The organism is Halomonas salinarum (assembly GCF_012062845.1).
GTDB classification, from domain to species: domain Bacteria; phylum Pseudomonadota; class Gammaproteobacteria; order Pseudomonadales; family Halomonadaceae; genus Onishia; species Onishia salinarum.
Window position 1 is genome coordinate 57,506 of sequence record NZ_WWNB01000015.1, and the last position, 22,470, is coordinate 79,975.

A 22,470-nucleotide genomic window follows, 5' to 3' on the forward strand; every position below is an offset into this window, starting at 1 on the left:
TGTACCCTTCGTGAGCGCTAGCATGTGAGCACTAGGGAGAGACTGATGACCGACTTCGCATCACTGCAGGCGCTAGGGCCGATGGAACACTCCGGCGGCCCCCATGCCGGGACTCTCGGCCGTTATCTCGAGCATTATCAGCTATCACCGCTGCTTGCCGACAGGGTCGGCCTGCATGTGGGCTTTATCGAAGCCGGCAACTTCCGTCTCTGGGCGCAGGTCTGGAGCCCCCCTGAGCCCAAGGGCACCGCCTTCGTCGTCCACGGTTATTTCGATCATCTCGGCCTTTACCGCCACCTGCTGGCGCTGCTGCTCGAGCGCGGCTGGCGGGTAGTGCTCTGGGACCTGCCCGGTCACGGCCTGTCGAGTGGCCCGCGAGCGACCATCGAGGACTTCGATGATTACGGTCACTGCCTGCGCGCGCTGCAGGATCACCTTCGCCTGCGCGGCCTGGCACCTGGCCCCTGGGTGGGCATTGGCCAGAGCACCGGCGCGGCCATTCTGGCCACCGATGCGCTGCGTCAGGGTCCGGAGAGCCCCTGGTCAGGCCTCGCCCTGCTGGCACCGCTGGTCCGCCCCTTCGGCTGGTCTCAGTCGAGCTGGCTGCACTTGCTCGCCGGCCCCTTCCTGCGCAGCCTGCCGCGGCGCTTCAACCCCAACTCCACCGACAGCGATTTCACGACCTTCCTCAAGGAAAGCGACCCGCTGCAGCCCAGTCGACTGCCGGTAAGCTGGATCAATGCCATGCGCCGCTGGATGCCTCGCCTGCTGGCACTGCCCCCGAGTGATCTGCCGGTGCTGATCCTGCAGGGCGAGCAGGACCTGACCGTCGACTGGCAGTGGAATCTCGAGGTCCTGCGCGGCAAGTTTCCCCGCGCCATCGTCCATCGCCACCCTGAGGCCCGTCATCACCTGGTCAACGAAGCCGAAGCCATCCGAGAGAGCATGTTTGCCGAGCTCGAGCGTTTCCTGGCCCAGTTTGAAACACGCCCTGCCGTGACTCAGGAACCCTTGTCATGAACGATTCGACATGCCGCCAGCGGCCCGAAAGCCGCCGAGGTGAGCACCTCGCCGTCGCCTCGCATCAGACATGCCTGGCGCTCTTGTTCATGCTTGTGATGCTTGCTGGCTGCGCCAGCACCCCCGAACCCCCCGCCACCCTGCGTCAGGCGCTGCTGGGGCTTAGTGATCGCGCCGCTGCCCTGGTACTGAACCAGCCAGCCTGGTCCCAGAGCGCCACCAGCGCTGAGCAGGACATCGTGATGCTGCTGGACAAGCCGCAGGTCGATGAAAGCCTCGGCATTACCCCGGAACGCTTCGGCGAGAGCCTGACGCGGGCGCTACTGGCGTCTCCAAAGGGCCCGCAGGTACTCGACTGGGTGCCGGAGATGGCCTCGCGCTCAACTGATAACGGCAATCTCTGGCTGATGAAGAGCCGGCTCGAAACCGATGGTGCCATGTTGACCCTGTCGGATCGCGAGCTGTTGCCCTATCGGCTGACCCTGTCGCTGCGTCGCCCCGGCAATGACGAGATCCTGTGGCAGCGGGTAGTGAGCGGCGCCTTCGACACCGACGCCCTCTAGGCACAGACGCCAAACACAACTCCCTCACTGTTCTGGCTTCCTGCGCATCACAGTTGAGTCGATCCATCGCCGGGCGCCACAATCGTCCTACCGCTTGTAAGGAGAGCCCAGATGCCACGCTTTGCCGATCACCTTTACCGCGATGGCCCCGACAACCCCTTCCCGGGCATCAAGGCACTGGAACGCCGCCTGGGTCGCGAGATCCCCCATCGCCTGGGATCCAACGAGGGCCTGGACATGCCCCACCGGGCGCTCGAGGCGCGCTTCGGCGCGGCACTAAGCGATCTCGCTCGCGGCTATGGCGACGCCGAGGCCATGGGCGTGCGCACGCGACTCGCCGCCGCGCTCAATGTTGAGCTTGAGAATCTTCTGGTGGATGCCGGTGCCGATAGCCTGCTGGCCCTTTCGCTGCGCGCCGTGGCTCCTGCCGGCACCACCGTGGTGACCAGCGCCGGCAGCTACCCGACTTTCGGCTACTTCGCCGCCGGTCAGGGCTGCCGAATCGTCGAGACTCACTACCAGCAAGCACCGGGACTGCTCGCCCCGGATCTTGGGGCCCTGGCCGAAGCCGCCAACCGCGAAGATGCACGACTGGTCTATCTGGCCAATCCCGACAACCCAGGCGGGCACTTGCACGGCGACGCGGCGATTGCCGCCCTGCGTGACGCCTTGCCTGATAGCTGCACGCTGTTGCTCGACGAGGCCTATCACGACTTCCGCCCCGATGCGCCGAGCCATGCCGTGTTGCCCGGTGTGATTCGCGTGCGTACCTTTTCCAAGGCTCACGGCCTGGCCGGGCTGCGCATTGGCTATGCCCTCGTCGATACTGAAGCTCATGCGATGCTGATGAAGGTGCGCATCCACTATGCGGTGTCGTCGCTTGCCGAAGCCGCCGCCGAAACGTTGCTCGACCACCCGGACGAGACACGCGAGCATATCGAGGCGGTGATTGGCCGGCGTGAACGCCTGGCCAGCCATCTGCGCGGACTCGGCGCCGAGGTGCTACCAAGTGCCACCAACTTCATCGCTGTGCGCCTGCCCAACGCCGAGCTTGCCGCAAAGGCACATGGCGATCTGCTGGCCGCCGGCAGTCTGATTCATCGCCCGCCGCATCCGGCTCTTGGCCATATCCTGCGCATCAGTGCCGTCGAGGATGCCCTGTTGCCCGGCCGCCTGGCCGCACTGGAAGAAGTGCTGGCCCAAGGCTGAGTCGCCTCCCTGCGACCCGGGGCTTGGGCCTCGCCAGACGTTATCCCCGCTTCAACAACCGGTCGAGTTGGCGAAAGCCGATCGCTTCCATCAGTTCAGCTCGCCCGGGACGTGGTTCGCCGGCCAGATCGGCGAGCGTCAGCGCCACCCGCAGCACCCGGTGATAGGCCCGCGCCGAGAGCGACAACCGCTCGAGCACGCTGGCGAGCCAGGCCCGGTCGGTGGCTTCTAGAGCGCAGGCGGCCTCAAGCTCGCGGCCCGGCAGATGGGTATTGAGCGCCCCCCGCTCGGCCTGACGGGCCCGGGCGGCCATCACCCGCTCTCGTACCGTGGCCGAATCCTCGCCGGTTTCCTGTGACGTCAGCTGCTCCGGTGCCAGCGCCGGGACCTCGACCTGTAGATCGATCCGGTCGAGTAGCGGGCCGGAAAGCCGCCCCTGATAGCGCTGAATCTGCGTGGCAGTACATTGGCAAGCCCGGCGCGGGTCACCGAGGTAGCCACAGGGGCATGGGTTCATGGCCGCCACCAGCTGGAATCCCGCCGGGTAGGTGCGCTGCTGGCTGGCCCTGGCGATATGAATCTGCCCGGATTCCATCGGCTCGCGCATCACCTCGAGCACATGGCGGGAAAATTCCGGCAGCTCATCCAGAAACAAGACGCCGTGATGGGCAAGCGAGATCTCACCGGGGCGTGGCCGGGAGCCACCCCCCACCAGCGCCACGGCACTTGCCGTGTGGTGAGGGGCGCGAAAGGGCCGCTGCCCCCACTGCTCGCGAAGGCCAAGACCACATACCGAGCGGATCGCCGCCACCTCCAGTGCCTCATCCTCGGAAAGCGCCGGCAGGATGCCGGGCAGACGGCTGGCAAGCATGGTCTTGCCGGTACCGGGAGGTCCAGCGAACAGGAGGTTATGCCCGCCAGCAGCAGCCACCTCGAGAGCACGGCGCGCCTGATGCTGGCCGCGCACCTCGGAAAGATCGGCGCTGATCACCGCCGGTGGCAGGGGCGTCGACAGGCGATGGGGCGTCAGCGGTGTCTGTTTCACCAGGTGCGCCACCACCTCGAGCAGGTGATCGGCGGGCAACACCTCGAGACCGCCGGCAAGCGCCGCCTCGTCGGCGTTGGCGCGCGGCACTATGAGCTTGCGGCCCCGCGCCCGGGTGGCCAGCGCCACCGGCAGCACACCGGGAACCGAGCGCAGGCGGCCGTCCAGAGCCAACTCGCCAACACATTCCAGATCGTTGAGGGACTCGGCGGGCACCTGGCCCGAGGCCACCAGGATGCCCAGCGCAATCGGCAAATCGAAGCGACCCCCCTCCTTGGGCAGGTCGGCGGGCGCCAGATTCAGGGTGATGCGACGGGTATTGGGAAATTCGAGGTTGGAATTGACCAGGGCGCTGCGTACCCGTTCACGGCTTTCCTTCACCGCGGTCTCCGGCAGGCCCACCAGGGTCAGGCCCGGCAGGCCGTTGGCCAGATGCACTTCAACCTGCACTTCCGGGGCTTCGAGGCCGAGGCTTGCTCGGCTCGAGATGATCGCCAGTGTCATACGCGTTCCTTGCGTAGCTCAGTGTCGTCTCCTAGACACTAGCGCAGGACACGGCCCCCTGTCGCTGACAGGTGTAAAGGCGGCGCTAATTCAGTGCTGGCCCGGGGCCTTCTTGTCGGCGGAAGACTTATCCGCTTTGTCGGCACTCGGGGCGTCTTCGTCCACCGGCGGTTCATCCAGCGCGTCCGGGGCAACCTCCGCGGCTTCGGCGGTCAACGGCGTTTCAACAGACGCCGGGGCATCTTGATCGATGGCGGCTTCAAGAGCCGCGACCTGCTTCTCTAGCGACTCGACGCGTGAGCGGGTGCGTTGCAGCACGTCCATGAGGATATCGAAGTCCTCACGGGTCACCAGCTCCATTCGATCGAAAGCTCCCTTTACTACCTGCTGTACGTTGCGCTGCAGCTCTTCGGGCGCGTGGGAGGCACCCTGCAGGCGCTCACCGAGCTGCTGGGCCAGACGGCTGATACGGTCGTTCGTCACCATGAGTCGCACTCCTTTCAGTCAATATCGATCACTGGTTACAGGATACGCAAGGCATGGCAATCGCGCATGCCCTGTCCGTCTCTGTCGGCATCATCTCTCAGCGCACCCTCTCGGCGCAGCGTCGCAAAGCGTAAGCACCAGATTAGTGCAGCAATCCATGCTGCACTGCAAAGTCATTCCGCTAGAGCCAAAACATCCCTTCTCATCATGCTGATTTAAATGGCTTTTATTTTCACTGGCATGCTATGCGCTTAGAAATTGTCAAGCACCACCAAAACAAGCACGCCACCGACAACCCCTTTCAGTGGGAGACACGGAATGAAACTCATCACTGCCATCATCAAGCCGTTCAAGCTAGACGATGTTCGTGAAGCGCTGGCCGACAACGGCGTTCAGGGCATCACGGTGACCGAAGTCAAAGGCTTCGGCCGCCAGAAGGGCCATACCGAGCTCTATCGCGGCGCTGAGTATGTGGTCGACTTCCTGCCCAAGGTGAAGGTCGAGATCGCCGTCGATGATTCACGGCTCGAAAGCGTTCTCGAGGCCATTCGCAACGCGGCCAACAGCGGCAAGATCGGCGACGGCAAGCTGTTTGTCACCCCGCTGGAGGATGTCATACGCATCCGTACCGGCGAACGCGGTGCCGACGCCGTCTGATTCGTCCAGGACCCGACGCAGGGCGCCTTGCAACAACCTAACCCCATAACGCGAGTACCACCGTCAGCGTAACAACGACACTAGGGAACGCTGGCCCAGGAGAGTACCCCATGATTGAACTTTCAGAGCTGACGTACGCGCTCGATACCTTCTACTTCCTCATCTGCGGCGTGCTGGTGATGTGGATGGCCGCTGGCTTTGCGATGCTTGAAGCTGGCCTGGTGCGTTCCAAGAACACCGCCGAGATCCTGACCAAGAACGTCGCGCTGTTTGCGATTGCCTGCACCATGTACCTGGTGATCGGTTACTACATCATGTATTCCGGTAACGGCGGCGGCATCCTGCCGAATCTGGGCTTCCTGATCGGCGGCGAAAACACCATGGACGCCATCACTGGCGGCGGTGACGACGCGCCCTACTACTCCATGCGTTCCGACTTCTTCTTCCAGGTCGTGTTCGTGGCAACGGCCATGTCCATCGTCTCCGGCGCCGTGGCCGAGCGCATGAAGCTGTGGACCTTCCTGGCCTTTGCCGTGGTCATGACCGGCTTCATCTATCCGGTGTCCGGCTACTGGACCTGGGGCGGTGGCTGGCTTGCCGACGTCGGTTATTCCGACTACGCCGGTTCCGGCATCGTGCACCTGGCCGGTGCGGCCGCAGCCCTCGCGGGTGTGATCGTGCTGGGTCCGCGTAAGGGCAAGTACGGCAAGGATGGTTCCATCTATGCCATCCCCGGCGCCAACATGCCGCTGGCCACTCTGGGTACCTTCATCCTGTGGATGGGCTGGTTCGGCTTCAACGGTGGCTCGGAACTGAAACTGTCTGACGCCACGTCTGCCAATAATGTGGCTCAGGTGTTCGTCAACACCAACGCGGCGGCGGCTGGCGGCGTGATCGCCGCGCTGATCCTGGCCAAGCTGTGGTTCCGCAAGGCGGACCTGACCATGGCGCTGAACGGTGCGCTGGCGGGCCTGGTCGCCATCACGGCCGACCCGCTGTCTCCCTCGGCGCTGGGCGCTACTATCATCGGCGCCATCGGCGGCCTGATCGTGGTGCTGGCCATCGTCAGCCTCGACAAGCTGAAACTCGATGACCCGGTCGGCGCCATTTCGGTGCATGGTGTGGTCGGCATCTGGGGCGTCCTGGCCGTGCCGCTCTCCAATGACGGGGCGTCCTTTGGCGCTCAGATCATCGGCATCGTCGGCATCGTCGCCTGGGTCTTCCTGGCAAGCCTGGTGGTGTGGCTGATCCTCAAGGCCACCATGGGCGTGCGCGTCAGTGAAGAAGAAGAATATGAAGGCGTCGACCTGGCCGAGTGTGGCCTGGAAGCCTACCCCGAATTCAACGTCGCCAAGAAATGAGGCGATATACCGAGTGAGCTGGCGTGCTCCCCTGGCCCCCTAACGGGGGCCTTTTTTATTCCCGCTCGGTGCGGTGTATGCTTAGGCATGCTTGCGGGATATGTCGCGTCGCTCCGCCCCTGGAATCACGTCGCCCCCGACCAACGAACACAAGGAGAATGACCATGAAGCTGGTGACCGCCATCATCAAGCCGTTCAAGCTCGACGACGTACGGGAATCGCTTTCCGAGATTGGCGTGCAGGGCATCACCGTCACCGAGGTGAAGGGCTTCGGCCGCCAGAAGGGGCATACCGAGCTCTACCGTGGCGCCGAATATGTCGTCGACTTCCTGCCCAAGGTGAAACTTGAAGTGGCAGTGGAAGACGCCATGGCCGAGCAGGTGATTGATTCCATTACTCAGGTCGCCAACACCGGCAAGATCGGCGATGGCAAAATCTTTATCTCCCCGCTGGAGCAAGTGATCCGCATCCGCACCGGCGAGACCGACAAGGACGCCGTCTAACGCGGATGAAGTCACCGGTGGTAAAGCGACCAGGTCGCGCTCATACCTGCAGCAAGGTCGGCGATGGCAAGACCTTCGTCTCCCCGCTGGAGCAGGTGAGCGGAACGCCGCACCGTCGCATCCGGACGGGTGAAACCGACAAGGGCGCCGTCTAACGCGGATGAAGTCACCGGGGGTAAAGCGACCAGGTCGCGCTCATACCTGCAGCAAGATCGGCGATGGCAAGATCTTCGTCTCCCCGCTGGAGCAGGTGATCCGCATCCGGACGGGTGAAACCGACAAGGACGCCGTCTGAACACCATCGCGAAGCGCTCCTGATGTCAGCCACACTAAAATCAGGAATGCTCAGACACCAAAAACCCCCGCCGGGTGGCCCGGCGGGGGTTTTCTATGTCGTGCTTGTTTCGGCTTTATTTCTCGACGAAGGCACGCTCGATCACGTAGTCGCCGGGCTCACCCAGGCGCGGCGAAATCTTGAAGCCAAGATCATCAAGCAGGGCGCTGGACTCGTCGAGCATCGCCGGGCTGCCGCAGATCATGGCGCGGTCCTGCTTGGGGTCGAGCGGCGGCAGGCCGGTATCCTCGGCAAGCTTGCCGCTACGAATATGGTCGGTCAGGCGGCCTTGAGTGTGGAACTCCTCGCGGGTCACTGTCGGGTAATAGACCAGCTTCTCGGCGATTTCCTCACCCAGATATTCGTGCGCCGGCAGCTCCTTGGTGATGAAGTCGGCGTAGGCCAGTTCGCTGACGGAGCGCACGCCGTGGATCAGCACGATCTTCTCGAAACGCTCATAGGCCTCCGGGTCCTGAATCAGGCTCATGAAGGGCGCGAGACCGGTGCCGGTGGAGAGCAGATAGAGATTGCGGCCCGGCAGCAGGTCGTCGGTGACCAGGGTGCCGGTGGGCTTGCGGCTGACCATGATCTGATCACCGACCTTAAGGTGCTGCAGGCGCGATGTCAGCGGGCCGTCGGGTACCTTGATGCTGAAGAACTCGAGGTGGTCCTCGTAGTTGGGGCTGGCGATGGAGTAGGCACGCATCAGCGGCTTGCCTTCGACCTCGAGACCGATCATCACGAACTGACCGTTCTTGAAGCGCAGGCTGCGTTCGCGGGTGGTCTTGAAGCTGAACAGGGTATCGTTCCAGTGATGGACGCTTAAGACTTCTTCCAGGGCAAACTTGCTCACGACCGACTCCTTAAATACTCAAGACGCATATTCCCGAAAGAAATAACGTCGCCGATAAGATCAATACGTGGATTCTAAGCACCAACGATCTATCTGTTAAATGGTTTGTATGGATAACACTTATCTATAATATCGATACAAACCCTCGGAGTGTGATCATGCGCTATACCCTGCGCCAGTTAGAAGTCTTCGTCGCCGTCGCTCAGCACGAGAGCGTTTCCCGTGCCGCTCGGGAGCTTGCCCTGTCACAATCGGCGGCCAGCACCGCCCTTTCAGAGCTCGAGCGCCAATTCGACTGTCAGCTGCTGGACCGGGTGGGCAAGCGGCTGAAACTCAACGCCCTGGGCTTCCAGCTGCTGCCCAAGGCGGTGGCGCTGCTCGACCGCGGTGAAGAGATCGAGGAGCTGCTGCGCGGCCAGCGCGGCATCGGTTCGCTGGATGTCGGCGCTACGCTTACCATCGGCAACTACCTGGCCACCCTCTTGATCAGCGACTTCCTCAAGGCACATCCGGACAGCCGGGTACGCTTACAGGTCGGCAACACCCGCAGTATCACCGAGCGGGTGGCCCATCATGAGCTGGATCTGGGATTGATCGAGGGCGATTGCCAGCACGAGTCGCTGGTCATGCAGCCCTGGGTAGAGGACGAACTGGTGGTGTTCTGCGCGCCCCATCATCACCTGGCGGGCAGCAGCGCGCTGGACATGAGCCGCCTGCTGCGCGAGGACTGGATCATGCGGGAACCGGGGTCGGGCACCCGTCTGACGCTTGAACACGCCGCACGTCATCGACGCGGGCGCTTCAACATCCTGCTGGAACTGGAGCACACCGAGGGCATCAAGCGGGCGGTCGAATCCGGGCTAGGCATCGGCTGCGTATCACGCCTGGCCGTGCGCGACGCCTTCCGCCGGGGTAGCCTCGTGCCGCTTGCCACCCCGGACCTGGACCTGCGCCGTCAGTTCTCCTTCATCTGGCACCGCCACAAGTACCTGACGACCGGCATACGGGAATACCTCAAGCTATGCCGGCAGATGACCGCCGGCATCCAGCGTAGCGATGAGATTCCGCTGCCGCTCACGCCCTGAAGCAGACGCCGATCAGGCGTGCTCCAGGCGCCTGGGCGCCGCCGGAGCCGGAGCTGGCGTCGATGCCAACGCCGGCCGCTCGCTGTTATCACGCAAGGTGAAACCGGCCACCACCTCGCTCAACCGATCCGCCTGATCCTTCAGCTGCTCGGCAGCGGTCGTCGATTCCTCGACCAGGGCGGCGTTCTGCTGCGTCATGCGATCCAGTTCGGATACGGCCACATTGACCTGGCCGATGCCATCGCTCTGCTCGCCGGCGGCAGCAGTGATCTCGCCCAGCACATCGGTGACCCGGGTGACACTCGCGACGATCTCTTCCATGGTCTCGCCCGCGGCGCGCACCTGGGCCGCGCCTTCTTCGGTGCGGGCGCTGGAGGTCTCGATCAGGCCCTTGATCTGCTTGGCAGCCTCAGCGGAGCGACTCGCCAGCTGGCGCACCTCGCCGGCCACTACGGCGAAGCCACGGCCCTGCTCGCCAGCACGCGCCGCCTCCACCGAGGCGTTCAATGCCAGCAGGTTGGTCTGGAAGGCGATGCCATCCATGACATTGACGATCTCGCTGATCTGCGCCGACGAATCGCGAATGCCCTGCATGGTGTCGACCACCTGGCCGACCGCCTGACCGCCGCGGCGCGCGACATCAGACGCCGATGCGGCTAACGCATTGGCCTGCCGTGAAGACTCGGCGGTATGCGCAACCGTACTGGTGATCTCCTCCATCGAGGCCGAGGTTTCTTGCAGGCTAGAGGCGGCGTTCTCGGTCCGCCGTGAGAGATCCTGACCGCCATCGGCGATCTCGGTGGCGGCAATGCGTACCGATTCACTGCTGTCCCGCACGTCGAGCAGCACATTGTTCATCTTTTCGACAAACGCATTGAACTGGGTCGCCAATTCGGCCGTCTCGTTGCGCCCACGAACCGGCAGGCGGGCAGTCAGATCACCTTCGCCGGAGGCGATGTCCCCCATGCGCTCGGCAAGCTGGCGAAGCGGTCGAGCGATGCTGCCGCCGACCAGGTAGCTTGCCAGCAGGCCGAGTACGGCAATGACCAGCCCCATCAGGAGCATGCCGAGCAGATCCGCTTCTCGTTGATCGGCGAGCTGACCACGCAGGTCGATAAGCCCCGCCATGACCGCCTGCTCGGGAAGACGCATCGACAACACCCAGGTTTCGTCGGTGCCACCGATCGTGAAGGGCCAGGTCACCTCGAAGCGCTCTTTCGCCTCGTCAAAAGCGAAGATCGCCTCGCCGGCCTCGCGGGCCGCCTCGAGCCGCTGGTTCATGCCATCACTGAGCACTTCATCGGAAAGCTTGCCCAACCCATCGGCCTCGGCGTTGGCCGTGGCACCTGCCAACACCCCGCGGGATCCCACCAGGGTCATTTCACCGGCGCCTGAGTAGAGCCCGGCATTGGCCTCGTTCAGCAGGCCCTGAAGGAACTCCACGTCGAGATCGACACCGGCAACACCGCGAAAATCGCCGTCGACGAGGATCGGCGCATTAAAAGAAGTCACCAGGTAGCGCTCGTCGCCATAGTCATAATAGTGCGGGTCGATGATGCAGGCGCGCCTGGTTTCCTTCGGGCAGAGATAATACTCACCCACACGAATGCCCTCGGCGTTGCGCTCCTCACTCTCCATGCTGCCGCCCAGCGGTAATACCTCGATCTGGCCCTCGCCACTGCGATACCACCAGGGCATGAAACGGCCGCTGCCGTCGTAGCCCTCGTCGGTCTTGCCTTCGAATACCGCATCAGAATCAAACGCATTGGGCTCCCAGCCGATGAAGGCATCCAGCAGATCGGGATTCTGGGCCACCAGGTCGCGCGTCAGATTGGACAGCTCATGACGCCCAAGCACCAATTTCGCCTGACCGTCTGCGTCGCTCTGCCCCATCAGGGCATTGGTATCAGCCAGCTGTTCGGCCAGCAGCAGGGCCCGTTCAAGCCGGCGCTGGATATCCTGACTCTGGGCCTCGGCCAATGCCATCAGCCGCTCGCGAGCACTCTCGCGTAGCAGCTCGCTGGTGCGGTCCTCGACGAGGGCCTGGGAACGGGAATTGGCGATCATTGCATAGCTCACCAGCGCGGCGACTACGATTAGGATACAGCCCCCCACCAATAGGGTGACGAAGGAGCGTAAGGACTTGAAGCGCATTGATATTATTCTCTTCAGGGGAATGGGTAACAGGGTGCGACGCTCAGGTAGCTGGCCAGGGCGTTGATAAAAGATGCCGAGGCACCACCAGGCTGCGCAGCCGTAGTAACGACTGTTGTTATGACTGAAGTAATGACCGTCGTAACAACACGAAGCACGACTCGCTAACCAGAGGCGACGAGGAGCCAGGTACGCCTGGCCGTGGCTTCCATGGATAGGTTATCGGCGTCGAGGAACACGACTTGAGGCATCGTCGACATTCGGCCCACACGGAAAAGGGGCCGACTCGGCTGAGCACGCCAGCAACGTAGCGAACGAGAAAGCCCCACCGCCCAGACCATGGCGGGTCGGAGCGGCGGGGCTTTCCATGAAGCGAGTGCGAGGCTTCCCATCATAGAGGGAAGGACTCGCACTAGAGGGTCAGGCGAAATCGAGGCTGGGACGACGCTTGGCGTTCATGCCGGCATCGCCGAGTGGCGGCAACGCGCCTCGCGCGGCGTCAAGGGCCGGCTCGCTTAGCGTGAAGCCGGCCACCGCCTCGGTGAGCCTATCCGCCTGGTCCTTGAGCTGCTCGGCGGCAGTGGTCGACTCCTCGACCAGAGCAGCGTTCTGCTGGGTCATGCGATCCAGTTCAGACACGGCCACATTGACCTGACCAATACCCTCGCTCTGCTCACCTGTCGCGGCAGTGATTTCACCCAGCACGTCGGTGACTCGGGTGACACTCTGCACGATCTCTTCCATGGTCTCGCCAGCGGCGCGCACCTGGGCCGCCCCCTCTTCGGTGCGAGCGCTGGAGGTCTCGATCAGGCCCTTGATCTGCTTGGCGGCCTCCGCCGAGCGACTCGCCAGCTGGCGAACCTCCCCGGCCACGACCGCAAAACCACGCCCCTGTTCACCGGCCCGTGCCGCCTCCACTGAGGCGTTCAGTGCCAGCAGATTGGTCTGGAAAGAGATGCCATCCATCAGATTGACGATCTCGTTGATCTGCGCCGACGAATCGCGAATACCCTGCATCGTATCGACCACCTGGCCAACGGCTTCTCCGCCACGACGAGCGACCTCGGAGGCAGACTCGGCAAGACCACTCGCCTGACGGGCGGACTCGGCAGTGTGTGAGACGGTACTGGTGATCTGCTCCACCGACGCCGAGGTCTCTTGCAGGCTCGAGGCAGCATTCTCGGTGCGGCGGGACAGGTCTTGACCACCTGTGGAAATCTCCGTTGCGGCGATACGTACCGATTCGCTGCTCTGGCGGATCGTGACCATCACTGCCTCCATCTTGCCGACAAAGCGATTGAAGGCGGCGGCCATCTGCGCCACTTCGTCTCGGCCCTGCTCAGGCAGACGCCGAGTCAGGTCGCCCTCGCCGCTGGCGATATCCTCCAGGGCATCCCGGGCCCGCTCGAGGCCTGCCAGGGTGCGTTTGAGCCAAAGACCCAGCAGCAGGGCCGTGATGACGATAATGCCCACCAGGGTGATCAAGGAGGACTCGAGGATGGCACGCAGGCCGGCGGTCGCCTCATATTCGTCCATCGCCACACCGAGTTCCCAGTCACTGCCGGGGATAGGGGTCACGGACAGCCGCTTGCTCGCATCATCGATGGCAATTGTCTCCCAGCCGTCTTCGGTACTGCCCAGCCGCGAGATAGCGGACGGCGTCAGCTGCTCGCTGAGACGAGTCAGCGGCTTGAGGGTCAACTCGGCGTTGGGGTGAGCGATCAGTGTTTCGCCGCCCGTACTGAGGAAGGCGAAGCTGGACGGCGTCGGCTGGATATCCTTGACCTGAGTGATCAGCTTGTCGATCACCACATCACCACCGATCACCCCATGAAGACGCCCGCCACGCTCGACCGGAGTGGCGAAGGTAACCACCATACGGCCGCTGTTGGCATCGGCGTAGGGCAGGGAGACGATGGTCTCGCCCTGCTCGGTCGCCGAGCGGTACCAGCCACGCTTTCGCGGGTCGTAGTCATCCGGCGGCACCCAGCCATCCGAACTGATCAGAGAACCATCCGGCTTGCCGAAATAGGTCGACAGGAAGCCACCGGACCTGGCGAGCTGAATCAACGCCGGCACCGGATCATCGCCCTTTACCGGCTCACGAGCTGCCTCGACCATGCTGGTGCGAGCGGCAATCCATTCCTCGATCGCCATGGCGTTGCCATTGGCAATGGAGGCCAGTTGATTGGCGATCTGCTTTTGATCATGGGACTTGACCGTCAGGTAGCTGACGGTCGCATTGATCACCAAGGCCGTGGCGATGATCGCCAGGGTGATGATCAGGATGCGCTTGCGCAACGAAGAGAACATGGATGGGCGCCCTTAAAGTAGCAATACATGGTGTTGTTTGATGGCAAACACCTGAGATAGCGAATAGTTACATCGGCTATCTATCGGCGTGGGCGCCCATTCCTTGAGCCGCCGATAGTATATTGGCCTAAATTATCGGCATTACTTAGCGCAAATCGCTGACTGCTTGCTGAATGGTCTCGAGGCTGGCCTTCGACAAGTCCTTGGCCAGGCTATGAATCACCAGGTTGGCCGTCGGGCCATCGAGCTTGTCACGCAGCTGACCGAGAAAGCGCGGCGGTGCCACCAGAATCAGCTTCTCGAGGTCATTCTCGATCCGCGAGCGGTAAAGGCGTTCGGCCACTTCCTTGGCGAAGCGCTCTGTTTCGTGCTGAGTGGCCACATTCTCGCCACCTGAGGAACTAGCGGCGGAGGTCGATGACTGATGCACGTCGCCCCCCTTGTCGGTGACCAGGTCTCCCTCGTGGAGACGCCCCTCGGCATGCAACAGGCTGTCATGCTCGACCAGCTTCAAGGCATCCCGGGTGAAGATACGCGCGCGTGCAGCGTCGGCCACCAGAATATAAGTTGTCATCTCAATTCCTCACTAGAATGAAACGTGAACCACAGCGCTACTCCCTCTTGAGGTTGGCAAGTGCGCCGGGAAGCGTCAACTGCATGTCGTCGCCCAGTGGAGACAGAATGCGCGCGCTTGGCGCTATGCTAGAATCGCCGCCCCCTCAGGAAGGCAGTCCGGACATCAAGACGACGGCCTGCCTCAACTCGTCATTGGAGACCTTCTCGATGCGCAACCTGTTGCTGATGCGCCGCCCCTTGCCCCGTACTCTGCTGGTCTCGCTCCACCTCTTCGCTCAGCTCGGGATGCTCGTGGGCGGAGGGCTCTGGACCCGCGAGGCGCTGGCGCCACTCGCCACCACGACGTTGGCAGGCCAGTGGCCGACGCTCTTGCTGGGCGTCGGCGTGACCCTTTCCGGCTGCCTGCTGGTACGCATGCTGTTCGAACTGCTGATGATCCCTCATCACATGCAGTCCATGATCAAACAGCAACAGTTGCCTTTCACCCGCTCCACCCGGCGGCGGCCGGCGATCCACGATGAAGACGACAGCTGGGTGGGCGAAGCACGCAAGGTCAACTCTGTCGAAGCCGAGCCCACGCCATCACATACCGCACCCCAGGCAGGGCCCCTCGCAGCCCCCCCCGAGCCTCCCATTACCGCGCAGCCAGCGGCTACCGAGGAGCCTAGGCCGGCAACGCGTGAACCGCGGCTGGACCTGGCCGCGACCCCCTGGGCCGGCGACTATGCGCCCACGGCCGAGCCTCGCTTCTAGGCTCGTCTCAAACCACGCCTCTAAGCTCGTCTAACACCGCCCCCAACAAGACGCCCCAGCAGGAATACCTGCGGGGGCGTCTTGGTCATGGCCCTTTTTTGCCCCAGCCTAGTGGCCGAGATTCTGGCTCCGGAAGCTGGGGCCACTAGAAGCAAGTGCCGGGGAGACGTGTTGCTTAGTCTTCGAAGGCGCGACGCATGAAGGGCGGCAGCGCCAGAGCCCCACGATGGGCATCCGCGGTGTAGTAGTCGCAGGCCATGTCGCCGATGGCCGCATCGTCCTCGCGGAAACGGCCCACGTCCGTGCCCTTGCCGGCCAGGGTCACACTCCACCAGCCCGAGGGATAGACCGGCTGCGGGAACGGCAGTGTCGCCACGCTCTCGAAACCGGCGGCGCGCATATCACGGCGCAGCTCACGAATGATGCTGCCGCTGTGATAAAGCGGTGACTCGCTCTGCTGAACCATCACGCCGCCCTCGGCGAGCAGGCGATGACAGCGCTTGAGGAAGTCGACCTTGAACAGCCCCTCGGCCGGACCCACCGGATCGGTGGAGTCGATGATCACCACATCGACACTGGCGTCGTCGGCCTCATCGACCCATTTGACGCCGTCCGCGAACTTGAGCTCGGCGCGGGGGTCGCCATTGGATTCGGTCAGCGCCGGGAAGAAACGTTCGGCGGCCCGGGTCACTTCCTCATCGATATCGATCTGAGTGACATGCTCGACCCCGGGGTGCTTGAGCACCTCACGCAGGGTGCCACAATCGCCACCGCCGATGATCACCACCCGCTTGGGCGCGGCGTGCGCAAATAACGCCGGGTGCGCGATCATCTCGTGGTAGAGGAAGTTATCACGGTCGCTGAGCATCACGCAGCCATCGAGCACCATCAGGTTGCCGTAGGTCTCGGTGGCATAGACCTCAAGGTGCTGGTAAGCACTGGTGACATCCAGGAGCTTCTCGCTGACCTTCAGCGAGAAGGCACTGCCCTGGCTATCGAAGACTTCGGTGAACCAGCTAGTGTCGAGTGATTGGGTCATCATGGACTCTCACGGAACAGAAAAGTAAACAGCGTGGAATGAAGGCGCCTTGGCGGTGACGCATCAGGTGCTGTCACGCCGCAAACACCGACGCAGCAGCGCCAGCGCGGCCAGGCCGAACAGCGCGCCAAGGGTATTGGCCAGCATGTCGAAGGGATCACCGCCCATACGCCCCGGCACCGCCAGCTGTGCCCACTCGATGGCGACCCCGTAGGCCACCACCGCGATGAAGGCTGGCCCACCGGCCATCCCGGCGAGGCCTGTCAGGGCCGCCAGGCCGCCATAGCCGATGAAGTGATTCGCCTTGTCCCACGGAAGGCTATCGGGCATCTCGGCACTCGGGGTCAGGCTGCCCAGGGCAATCGCCAGCGCCGCAAGCACGGCCACTGCCGCCCAGAGGCGCCGGCACTCCTGCAGACGAATCAACCAACGCATGACATCAAGGCGCCGAGTGATAGGCCGGGCTCAGTTCGTGCAGGGCCTCCATGAAGGCGCTGACATGATCAGGGTCGGTGAACTGGCTGATACCGTGGCCGAGGTTGAAGATATGCCCAGGGCCACTGCCGTAGCTGTCGAGCACCCGCGCCACCTCGGCGCGGATCGCGCTGGGCTTGGCGAACAGCACGTTAGGATCCAGGTTGCCCTGCAGGGCGACCCGATGACCGACCCGGCTGCGTGCATCGGAAAGCTCGGTGCTCCAGTCGAGACCCAGGGCATCGGCGCCGCTGGCGGCGATGTGCTCGAGCCACTGGCCACCGTTCTTGGTGAACAGGATCACCGGCACCCGACGGCCTTCGTGGCTGCGAATCAGACCGGCCACGATCTGCTCCATGTAGCGCAGCGAGAACTCGAGATAGGCCGGCGTCGACAGGCTGCCGCCCCAGGTATCGAAGATCTGCACCACCTGGGCACCGGCACGGATCTGGGCATTGAGGTAGTCGGTGACCGAGCGTGCCAGCACATCGAGTAGCTGATGCATGGTATCCGGCGTGTCATAGAGCATGGTCTTCACATGGCGGAAGTCCTTGCTCGAGGAACCCTCGACCATATAGGTGGCGAGTGTCCAGGGGCTACCCGAGAAGCCGATCAGCGGCACGCGGCCGTTAAGCTCGCGGCGAATGGCGCTTACCGCGTTCATCACGTAATCAAGATCCCGCTCGGCGTCCGGCGCCTCGAGGGCGGCAACCTCAGCCGGTGTGCGTACGGGTTTTCTGAACTTCGGACCTTCGCCGGTCTCGAAGTACAGCCCCAGCCCCATGGCATCGGGAATGGTCAGGATGTCCGAGAACAGGATGGCGGCATCCAATGGGAAGCGCTCCAGCGGCTGCAGCGTTACCTCGCAGGCTCGGTCGGTGTCGCGGCACAGGTCCATGAAGCTGCCCGCCTGGCCACGCAGCTCGCGGTATTCCGGCAGGTAGCGGCCGGCCTGACGCATCATCCAGACCGGGGTGCGGTCCACGGGCTCGCGCGCCAGGGCGCGCAGGATACGATCGTTCTCGAGTTGCATGCGACGTCATCCAAAGGGAAATTTGCCGACATTGTAACGGATGCCGAGCCCAGAAGGGCCAGCCCTGCGACCTGATGCCTCGATTTACAGACGCGCCGACCCAGGGAGCGTACCGATCAAGTCACCAGCACACAGCGACGTCATGTTATGTGTGCGCGTGCGACCCGTGAGCGTGCGCGGCGATGCTGGTAGACTTGAGTCATCGCGTGCCTAGCGCCGCCCAGTTTCATCGAGGTTTTTTTCGTGACGATTCGATTCATCGCCGCCTCCCGGCTGCCTACCCCCTGGGCCACCTTCACCATGCATGGCTTCGAGGACGAAGCCACCGGCAAGGATCATATCGCCCTGACGCTCGGCGACATCGCCGACGGCACGCCGGTGCTCGGCCGCGTGCATTCGGAATGCCTGACCGGCGATGCGCTGTTCTCAATGCGCTGCGACTGCGGCTATCAGCTGCAGGAAGCGCTCAAGCGGATCGCTGCCGAGGGTCGAGGGGTGCTGCTGTATCTTCGCCAGGAAGGACGGGGCATCGGCCTGCTCAACAAGATCCGTGCCTATCACCTGCAGGACGAAGGCGCCGATACCGTAGAGGCCAACGAACGCCTGGGCTTCGGCGCCGACATGCGCCGCTACGGACTGTGCGTGCCGATGCTCGATCATTTGGGTGTCGCCTCGCTCAGGCTGATGACCAATAATCCGCGCAAGGTCGAGGCCCTGACTCGCGATGGTGTCGAGGTAAGTGAACGTTTACCGATCACCACAGGTCTAAATCCGCATAATGAACAATATCTGTCCACCAAGGCCGGCAAGCTGGGACACATGATGGCACTGGGCGACTTTACCCAGGCGGACGACGTGGACATCGAACGCAAGTCCTGAGGGAGCCAATGAGCTAGATAGCCCCCATGCCCCGTCAAGCAAAGCGACCCACTCAGGCTCAACCGTCACCGCGGGAGAGACAGTATGGTAGCGATAACCCCCTCTTCACCCCGATCCGAAAAAAACCAAGGCTATACCCTTCTTGAGGAAATCCTGCACAGCGTGAGCCACGGCATCGGTGCCGTGCTCAGCGTCGCGGGAATGACCGCTCTGATCGTTGCCGCGAGCATCGCTAAGGACGTCGACCCATGGAAGCTGGTCGGCGTCAGCCTCTACGGCATCACCCTGGTCGGCCTCTATACTGCCTCGACGCTCTATCACGGCAGCCGCCACCCACGGCTCAAGCAGGCATTGCAGATTGCCGATCACTGCGCCATCTATGCGCTGATCGCCGGCACCTATACGCCCTTCCTGCTGGTCAACCTGCGTGACGGGCCAGGCTGGCCGATGCTGGCCGCGGTCTGGACCCTGGCCCTTAGCGGCATCGCCCTGAAAATCCTCTGGCCTCAGCGCTTCTCTGCCCTGCGGGTGATCATGTACCTGGCCATGGGCTGGCTCGCCGCATTGGCAGCCGGCGAGTTCGTCGCGACGCTCACGCCGACAAGCCTCGCACTGCTGATCAGTGGCGGGGTGATTTACTCGCTCGGCGTGATCGTCTTCGTGGTCGAGGCCATTCCCTACAATCACGCCATCTGGCATGGCTTCGTGCTGGCCGGCAGTGGCTGCCATTACGCTGCTGTCTATACCGGCGTGCTGCCTTTCGCTGCCGTCTAGCCTCGCTTCACAAACGGCCTTACTCTAAAGCGGGCCGCCTGGAGGGCTGACGCTATCCAGAGCCGCCCAGCGCCGCCAGCCGGTAGCGTGTGCCACGCCCCACGCCGGTACTCTCAAGCACGCCCTTGGCCGTCAGATCCGCCAGATCGCGGGCCGCTGTCGGGTCAGAGGTCGCCACCAAGTCGCGATAGTCCGAGCGTGCCACGCCGGCTTCGTCGTCGCGCTCAAGCAGGGTCAGTACCAGCTCACGCTGGCGCGCATTCAGGGGTGTACGGGCGTGCTCGAGCCACAGCCGCTCGGCACGGCGCACCCGAGAGAAGTGAGCCTGGCCGTGACGCGCGCCCTCGCGCAGCCGAAGCAACCACCAACGCATCCAGGGCGCCAGATCGCCGGGGGGCACCTCGGGCTCCCCGCTCGGCAGGCCAGCATCCAGAGACGAGCGCGGCGCAGGGGGACGACCAAAGCAGGTCTCACGTAGCGCCTGCCATTCACCCTGTGCATCGACCAGCACCGGGGACAGTGCCTGACGGCGCCAGGCATAAGCCTCAAGCATCTCGAGGTCGGGCAGTGCGGAGAGCTCACCTTCGGCCTGCAGCGCCATGATGCCCTCGGCACGCGTCAGCCAGCGTGCGAGCAGCAGCCGACCGATCAGGCCATTACCCAGCGCCAGGGGTGACAGCGCCAACCAGTGTGCATGCAGCTTCAGCGCCTGCAGATGACCGACCCCATCGAGCCCCGGCTCCTCCTCCTTAAGACGCGCAAAGAAAGTCTTAAGCTCAGCTGACACGGCAGCACGGTCATCCCCAGGCGCCCTGTAGCGCAGGCGCTTGAGACCATAACGGCCGCTGACTTCCTCGAAAGGGGCATCGCGCCATTCGCCGACCACCAGACCAGCGCTTCGCGGCAGCTGGGGCGCCAGGCGGCGATGCCATTCCAGCAGTTGCGCCTCACCGAGGGGCAGGAAGGCCGTGCGTACCGCCTCCAGGGTCACATCGACGAAGGTTTCCACCACCGGCGGCACCGGCCGCACCTCCCCCTCGTCGGCAAGTCCCAGCGCCTGGTGCAGGGCGGTGCGAATCGCCCCACGCTCTAGGCTGATGCCGGAGAGTCGGGCACTGGCCCCGATCTCTTCGCCAAGCAATGTCGCCTCCAACCGCAACCGCTGATCGGTCTTCAGGTCAGCGCCCTGGCTCACCAATGGCCCCACCGTCGCCAGGGTCGCGTTCAGCGTCCCCAGCAGCGTACTTGTATCGAGACGGCCTCGAGGCCACTCCGGCTGCTGCCATATCCACATAACACCCTCTTCTCCTTGAGATTTTTAAGGCCGAACGCTCAACAAGAGGCGCACTTTACCATCTTATGGATCAATTATTGATATGCTATAAAAAATAAATAATATCACTGGCCATATTTCCACCTATCCGCCGCACCACCCTCTCCTTGAATGATGCCAAGCCTATGATCTTTCAGTCTTCATGGCCTCAAATCGAAAGCAGAAGGACCGCTCACCACCAACAAGATTAGGACGCAACCGACAGACAAAAAAAGCGCCATTTGCGGATCATTTATTGATACGCAAATGGCGCCAGCATACATCATTGGGTATTTTGCCGATCGAGGTCAGGCCGCCGCGTCGCGCGCCTTCTTGATGCGCTCATAGGCATTGCTGATCTCGCTGGTACGCTCCTTGGCCATCTCACGCATGCTCTCGGGAAGCCCCTTGCCCGCCAGCTTGTCGGGATGGTTCTGGCTCATCAGGCGGCGATAGGCCTTCTTGATCTCGGCGTCGCTAGCATCTTCTTCGACGCCCAGCACTCGATAAGCGTCTTCGAGAGAGAGCCCTTCCGGTGCGCCGTCAGCACCTGCACCACCACCGCGTAGCATGGCCTCGATCTGTTCGATCTCGGCTTCCGAGCACCCAAGCCCACGGGCCACACGCAGCAGCATGTCATGCTCGGCAGGATGCAGGGTGCCATCGGCCGCAATGGCCGCCAGCTGAACCTGCATAAACACCTGCAGGAGAGCACGCTGACTGCCCACCACGCCGCGCACCTTGGCAAGCTCGGCTTCCAGATCAAAGTCATCGCGCTTGCCGCGGGTGAAGTCTTCACGCGCCTTGGCCCGCTGGGCTTCGGTCAGCCGCAACCGCTCCCACAACTGCCGCGACGCCTCGAGCTCATCTTCGGTGACCTGACCATCGGCCTTGCACATGCAGCCCATCACCGCAAAGGTCGATTCGAGGAACTGCGACTGCGCCCCGGCCAGCTTGCCGATCACGGCCTTCCTGAGTCGCCGGATCAGCCAGTAGCCAAGCCCGCCACCGATGAGCAGACCGACCAGGTCGCCGATCAGATAGCCCAGCAGTGCACCAATCACTATCGCTATTACCATGATTCTCTCGTCCTAGGGCCGGTGCCTCGCGCCGGCGTGGGTGAATACAGCAAGGGTCAATGGGTCGGCTTGCCAAAACATGCCGTATGGCCAGTCTATCAGTGCGAGGGGCATGGCCACGAGCGACCCCCTTTCATCGCATCCATGCCAACAGGCCGCAACCGTTGCACATTAGCGTCCTCTCACTCACCGAACCAACAGGCAGGCCGTCTTGAGGCACAGCCCCCACCGCGTTATTCATCGATCGGGTAGGGGCCGGGGTTCCCCCCGGCGCCCTCCCACACCACCGTACGTACCGTTCGGTATACGGCGGTTCATGAAGAACGGCTAAGCCCTTTTACCGTATCAAGTACCGAGATCAGGCCTTGCTGCTCAAGCCACCTCCGCGGCAGGGCCTGATTCATGTGCGAGGCACCGGCATTCCACCAAGGGCCTCGCCCATTTCCCGTTGACATCCTGGCGTG

At 63.2% G+C, this 22,470-nt stretch carries 22 protein-coding genes and 1 pseudogene; 12 read left to right on the forward strand and 11 right to left on the reverse strand.

The features are described from left to right. The first annotated feature begins 45 nt into the window (after positions 1-45). From HF027_RS11495 to HF027_RS11505, 3 genes are all read left to right on the forward strand, one after another. The gene (locus HF027_RS11495) at positions 46-1,020 is read left to right on the forward strand and encodes an alpha/beta hydrolase (RefSeq protein WP_168015796.1); all 975 of its coding nucleotides are present in this window, start codon (positions 46-48) and stop codon (positions 1,018-1,020) included. Further along, the gene (locus HF027_RS11500; RefSeq protein WP_245184770.1) at positions 1,017-1,583 is read left to right on the forward strand and encodes a hypothetical protein; all 567 of its coding nucleotides are present in this window, start codon (positions 1,017-1,019) and stop codon (positions 1,581-1,583) included. Before HF027_RS11495 ends, HF027_RS11500 begins: the two co-directional genes overlap by 4 nt. A 111-nt stretch (positions 1,584-1,694) precedes the next feature. Beyond that, positions 1,695-2,792, forward strand: coding sequence for an aminotransferase class I/II-fold pyridoxal phosphate-dependent enzyme (locus HF027_RS11505; RefSeq protein ID WP_168015798.1), 1,098 nt, complete (start codon positions 1,695-1,697; stop codon positions 2,790-2,792). 40 nt (positions 2,793-2,832) lie between these two features. Here the strand turns inward: HF027_RS11505 and HF027_RS11510 are convergent, their stop codons facing one another. Then, positions 2,833-4,341, reverse strand: a complete 1,509-nt coding sequence (locus HF027_RS11510) for a YifB family Mg chelatase-like AAA ATPase (protein WP_168015800.1) — start codon at positions 4,339-4,341, stop codon at positions 2,833-2,835. Between the two features lie 90 nt (positions 4,342-4,431). Beyond that, complete coding sequence (locus HF027_RS11515; RefSeq protein WP_168015802.1) at positions 4,432-4,827, reverse strand: accessory factor UbiK family protein; 396 nt, start codon at positions 4,825-4,827, stop codon at positions 4,432-4,434. A gap of 318 nt (positions 4,828-5,145) precedes the next feature. Between HF027_RS11515 and HF027_RS11520 the strand changes: the two genes are divergently transcribed. The 5 genes and pseudogenes from HF027_RS11520 to HF027_RS11540 form a co-directional block, all read left to right on the forward strand. Then, positions 5,146-5,484, forward strand: a complete 339-nt coding sequence (locus HF027_RS11520; protein ID WP_092526622.1) for a P-II family nitrogen regulator — start codon at positions 5,146-5,148, stop codon at positions 5,482-5,484. 110 nt (positions 5,485-5,594) lie between these two features. Next, positions 5,595-6,845 (forward strand): ammonium transporter, encoded by a 1,251-nt coding sequence (locus HF027_RS11525; protein ID WP_168015804.1) that lies wholly within the window; start codon positions 5,595-5,597, stop codon positions 6,843-6,845. Positions 6,846-7,009: 164 nt separating this feature from the next. Continuing rightward, positions 7,010-7,348 carry a P-II family nitrogen regulator gene (gene glnK, locus HF027_RS11530; protein ID WP_168015806.1) on the forward strand — a complete coding sequence of 113 codons (339 nt, stop codon included), beginning with the start codon at positions 7,010-7,012 and terminating at the stop codon, positions 7,346-7,348. A gap of 17 nt (positions 7,349-7,365) precedes the next feature. Further along, positions 7,366-7,503 (forward strand): hypothetical protein, encoded by a 138-nt coding sequence (locus HF027_RS11535; RefSeq protein ID WP_168015690.1) that lies wholly within the window; start codon positions 7,366-7,368, stop codon positions 7,501-7,503. Positions 7,504-7,556: 53 nt separating this feature from the next. Further along, positions 7,557-7,643, forward strand: a pseudogene (locus HF027_RS11540) (P-II family nitrogen regulator); the annotation flags it as partial. Positions 7,644-7,758: 115 nt separating this feature from the next. Here the strand turns inward: HF027_RS11540 and HF027_RS11545 are convergent. Next, a complete protein-coding gene (locus HF027_RS11545; protein WP_168015808.1) occupies positions 7,759-8,535 on the reverse strand; it encodes a ferredoxin--NADP reductase in 777 nt (258 codons plus the stop codon). A 158-nt stretch (positions 8,536-8,693) separates the two neighbouring features. Here HF027_RS11545 and HF027_RS11550 point away from each other — a divergent pair, with 158 nt between their 5' ends. Next, entirely contained in the window at positions 8,694-9,620 is a 927-nt protein-coding gene (locus HF027_RS11550) for a LysR family transcriptional regulator (RefSeq protein ID WP_168015829.1), read from the forward strand. Between the two features lie 12 nt (positions 9,621-9,632). Here the strand turns inward: HF027_RS11550 and HF027_RS11555 are convergent, their stop codons facing one another. The 3 genes from HF027_RS11555 to HF027_RS11565 form a co-directional block, all read right to left on the reverse strand. Beyond that, entirely contained in the window at positions 9,633-11,774 is a 2,142-nt protein-coding gene (locus HF027_RS11555) for a methyl-accepting chemotaxis protein (protein WP_168015831.1), read from the reverse strand. Between the two features lie 420 nt (positions 11,775-12,194). Beyond that, the gene (locus HF027_RS11560; protein ID WP_168015833.1) at positions 12,195-14,087 is read right to left on the reverse strand and encodes a methyl-accepting chemotaxis protein; all 1,893 of its coding nucleotides are present in this window, start codon (positions 14,085-14,087) and stop codon (positions 12,195-12,197) included. Between the two features lie 145 nt (positions 14,088-14,232). Further along, on the reverse strand, positions 14,233-14,661 hold the full coding sequence (locus HF027_RS11565) for a host attachment protein (RefSeq protein WP_168015835.1): 429 nt from the start codon (positions 14,659-14,661) through the stop codon (positions 14,233-14,235). Positions 14,662-14,768: 107 nt separating this feature from the next. On the opposite strand from HF027_RS11565, the gene HF027_RS11570 reads away from it, so the two are divergent. Next, a complete protein-coding gene (locus tag HF027_RS11570) occupies positions 14,769-15,416 on the forward strand; it encodes a hypothetical protein (protein WP_168015837.1) in 648 nt (215 codons plus the stop codon). A gap of 175 nt (positions 15,417-15,591) precedes the next feature. Here HF027_RS11570 and speE read toward each other — a convergent pair whose 3' ends face one another. The 3 genes from speE to hemE form a co-directional block, all read right to left on the reverse strand. Further along, complete coding sequence (speE, locus tag HF027_RS11575; protein ID WP_168015870.1) at positions 15,592-16,455, reverse strand: polyamine aminopropyltransferase; 864 nt, start codon at positions 16,453-16,455, stop codon at positions 15,592-15,594. Between the two features lie 63 nt (positions 16,456-16,518). After that, on the reverse strand, positions 16,519-16,890 hold the full coding sequence (locus HF027_RS11580; RefSeq protein ID WP_168015839.1) for a VanZ family protein: 372 nt from the start codon (positions 16,888-16,890) through the stop codon (positions 16,519-16,521). A 4-nt stretch (positions 16,891-16,894) separates the two neighbouring features. Beyond that, positions 16,895-17,962 carry a uroporphyrinogen decarboxylase gene (hemE, locus tag HF027_RS11585; RefSeq protein ID WP_136254797.1) on the reverse strand — a complete coding sequence of 356 codons (1,068 nt, stop codon included), beginning with the start codon at positions 17,960-17,962 and terminating at the stop codon, positions 16,895-16,897. 243 nt (positions 17,963-18,205) lie between these two features. On the opposite strand from hemE, the gene ribA reads away from it, so the two are divergent. Together ribA and trhA are read left to right on the forward strand one after the other, a co-directional pair. Then, positions 18,206-18,841, forward strand: a complete 636-nt coding sequence (gene ribA, locus HF027_RS11590) for a GTP cyclohydrolase II (protein WP_136254796.1) — start codon at positions 18,206-18,208, stop codon at positions 18,839-18,841. Positions 18,842-18,925: 84 nt separating this feature from the next. Continuing rightward, the gene (trhA, locus tag HF027_RS11595; protein WP_168015848.1) at positions 18,926-19,615 is read left to right on the forward strand and encodes a PAQR family membrane homeostasis protein TrhA; all 690 of its coding nucleotides are present in this window, start codon (positions 18,926-18,928) and stop codon (positions 19,613-19,615) included. 52 nt (positions 19,616-19,667) lie between these two features. Here the strand turns inward: trhA and HF027_RS11600 are convergent, their stop codons facing one another. Both HF027_RS11600 and djlA read right to left on the reverse strand, forming a co-directional pair. Continuing rightward, complete coding sequence (locus tag HF027_RS11600; protein ID WP_168015850.1) at positions 19,668-20,909, reverse strand: Fic family protein; 1,242 nt, start codon at positions 20,907-20,909, stop codon at positions 19,668-19,670. Between the two features lie 326 nt (positions 20,910-21,235). Continuing rightward, entirely contained in the window at positions 21,236-22,006 is a 771-nt protein-coding gene (gene djlA, locus HF027_RS11605) for a co-chaperone DjlA (protein WP_168015859.1), read from the reverse strand. Positions 22,007-22,470 lie beyond the last annotated feature (464 nt).

Bases quoted from the DNA above. Each gene is read 5' to 3' on its own strand.
- HF027_RS11555 (WP_168015831.1), bottom strand. From the start codon at position 11,774: ATGCGCTTCAAGTCCTTACGCTCCTTCGTCACCCTATTGGTGGGGGGC.
- speE (WP_168015870.1), bottom strand. From the start codon at position 16,455: ATGACCCAATCACTCGACACTAGCTGGTTCACCGAAGTCTTCGATAGC.
- djlA (WP_168015859.1), bottom strand. From the start codon at position 22,006: ATGGTAATAGCGATAGTGATTGGTGCACTGCTGGGCTATCTGATCGGC.
- HF027_RS11510 (WP_168015800.1), bottom strand. From the start codon at position 4,341: ATGACACTGGCGATCATCTCGAGCCGAGCAAGCCTCGGCCTCGAAGCC.
- HF027_RS11560 (WP_168015833.1), bottom strand. From the start codon at position 14,087: ATGTTCTCTTCGTTGCGCAAGCGCATCCTGATCATCACCCTGGCGATC.
- HF027_RS11565 (WP_168015835.1), bottom strand. From the start codon at position 14,661: ATGACAACTTATATTCTGGTGGCCGACGCTGCACGCGCGCGTATCTTC.
- HF027_RS11505 (WP_168015798.1), top strand. From the start codon at position 1,695: ATGCCACGCTTTGCCGATCACCTTTACCGCGATGGCCCCGACAACCCC.
- HF027_RS11600 (WP_168015850.1), bottom strand. From the start codon at position 20,909: ATGTGGATATGGCAGCAGCCGGAGTGGCCTCGAGGCCGTCTCGATACA.
- HF027_RS11550 (WP_168015829.1), top strand. From the start codon at position 8,694: ATGCGCTATACCCTGCGCCAGTTAGAAGTCTTCGTCGCCGTCGCTCAG.
- HF027_RS11570 (WP_168015837.1), top strand. From the start codon at position 14,769: ATGCGCGCGCTTGGCGCTATGCTAGAATCGCCGCCCCCTCAGGAAGGC.
- trhA (WP_168015848.1), top strand. From the start codon at position 18,926: ATGGTAGCGATAACCCCCTCTTCACCCCGATCCGAAAAAAACCAAGGC.
- HF027_RS11520 (WP_092526622.1), top strand. From the start codon at position 5,146: ATGAAACTCATCACTGCCATCATCAAGCCGTTCAAGCTAGACGATGTT.
- HF027_RS11515 (WP_168015802.1), bottom strand. From the start codon at position 4,827: ATGGTGACGAACGACCGTATCAGCCGTCTGGCCCAGCAGCTCGGTGAG.
- HF027_RS11500 (WP_245184770.1), top strand. From the start codon at position 1,017: ATGAACGATTCGACATGCCGCCAGCGGCCCGAAAGCCGCCGAGGTGAG.
- HF027_RS11580 (WP_168015839.1), bottom strand. From the start codon at position 16,890: ATGCGTTGGTTGATTCGTCTGCAGGAGTGCCGGCGCCTCTGGGCGGCA.
- glnK (WP_168015806.1), top strand. From the start codon at position 7,010: ATGAAGCTGGTGACCGCCATCATCAAGCCGTTCAAGCTCGACGACGTA.
- hemE (WP_136254797.1), bottom strand. From the start codon at position 17,962: ATGCAACTCGAGAACGATCGTATCCTGCGCGCCCTGGCGCGCGAGCCC.
- HF027_RS11495 (WP_168015796.1), top strand. From the start codon at position 46: ATGACCGACTTCGCATCACTGCAGGCGCTAGGGCCGATGGAACACTCC.
- HF027_RS11525 (WP_168015804.1), top strand. From the start codon at position 5,595: ATGATTGAACTTTCAGAGCTGACGTACGCGCTCGATACCTTCTACTTC.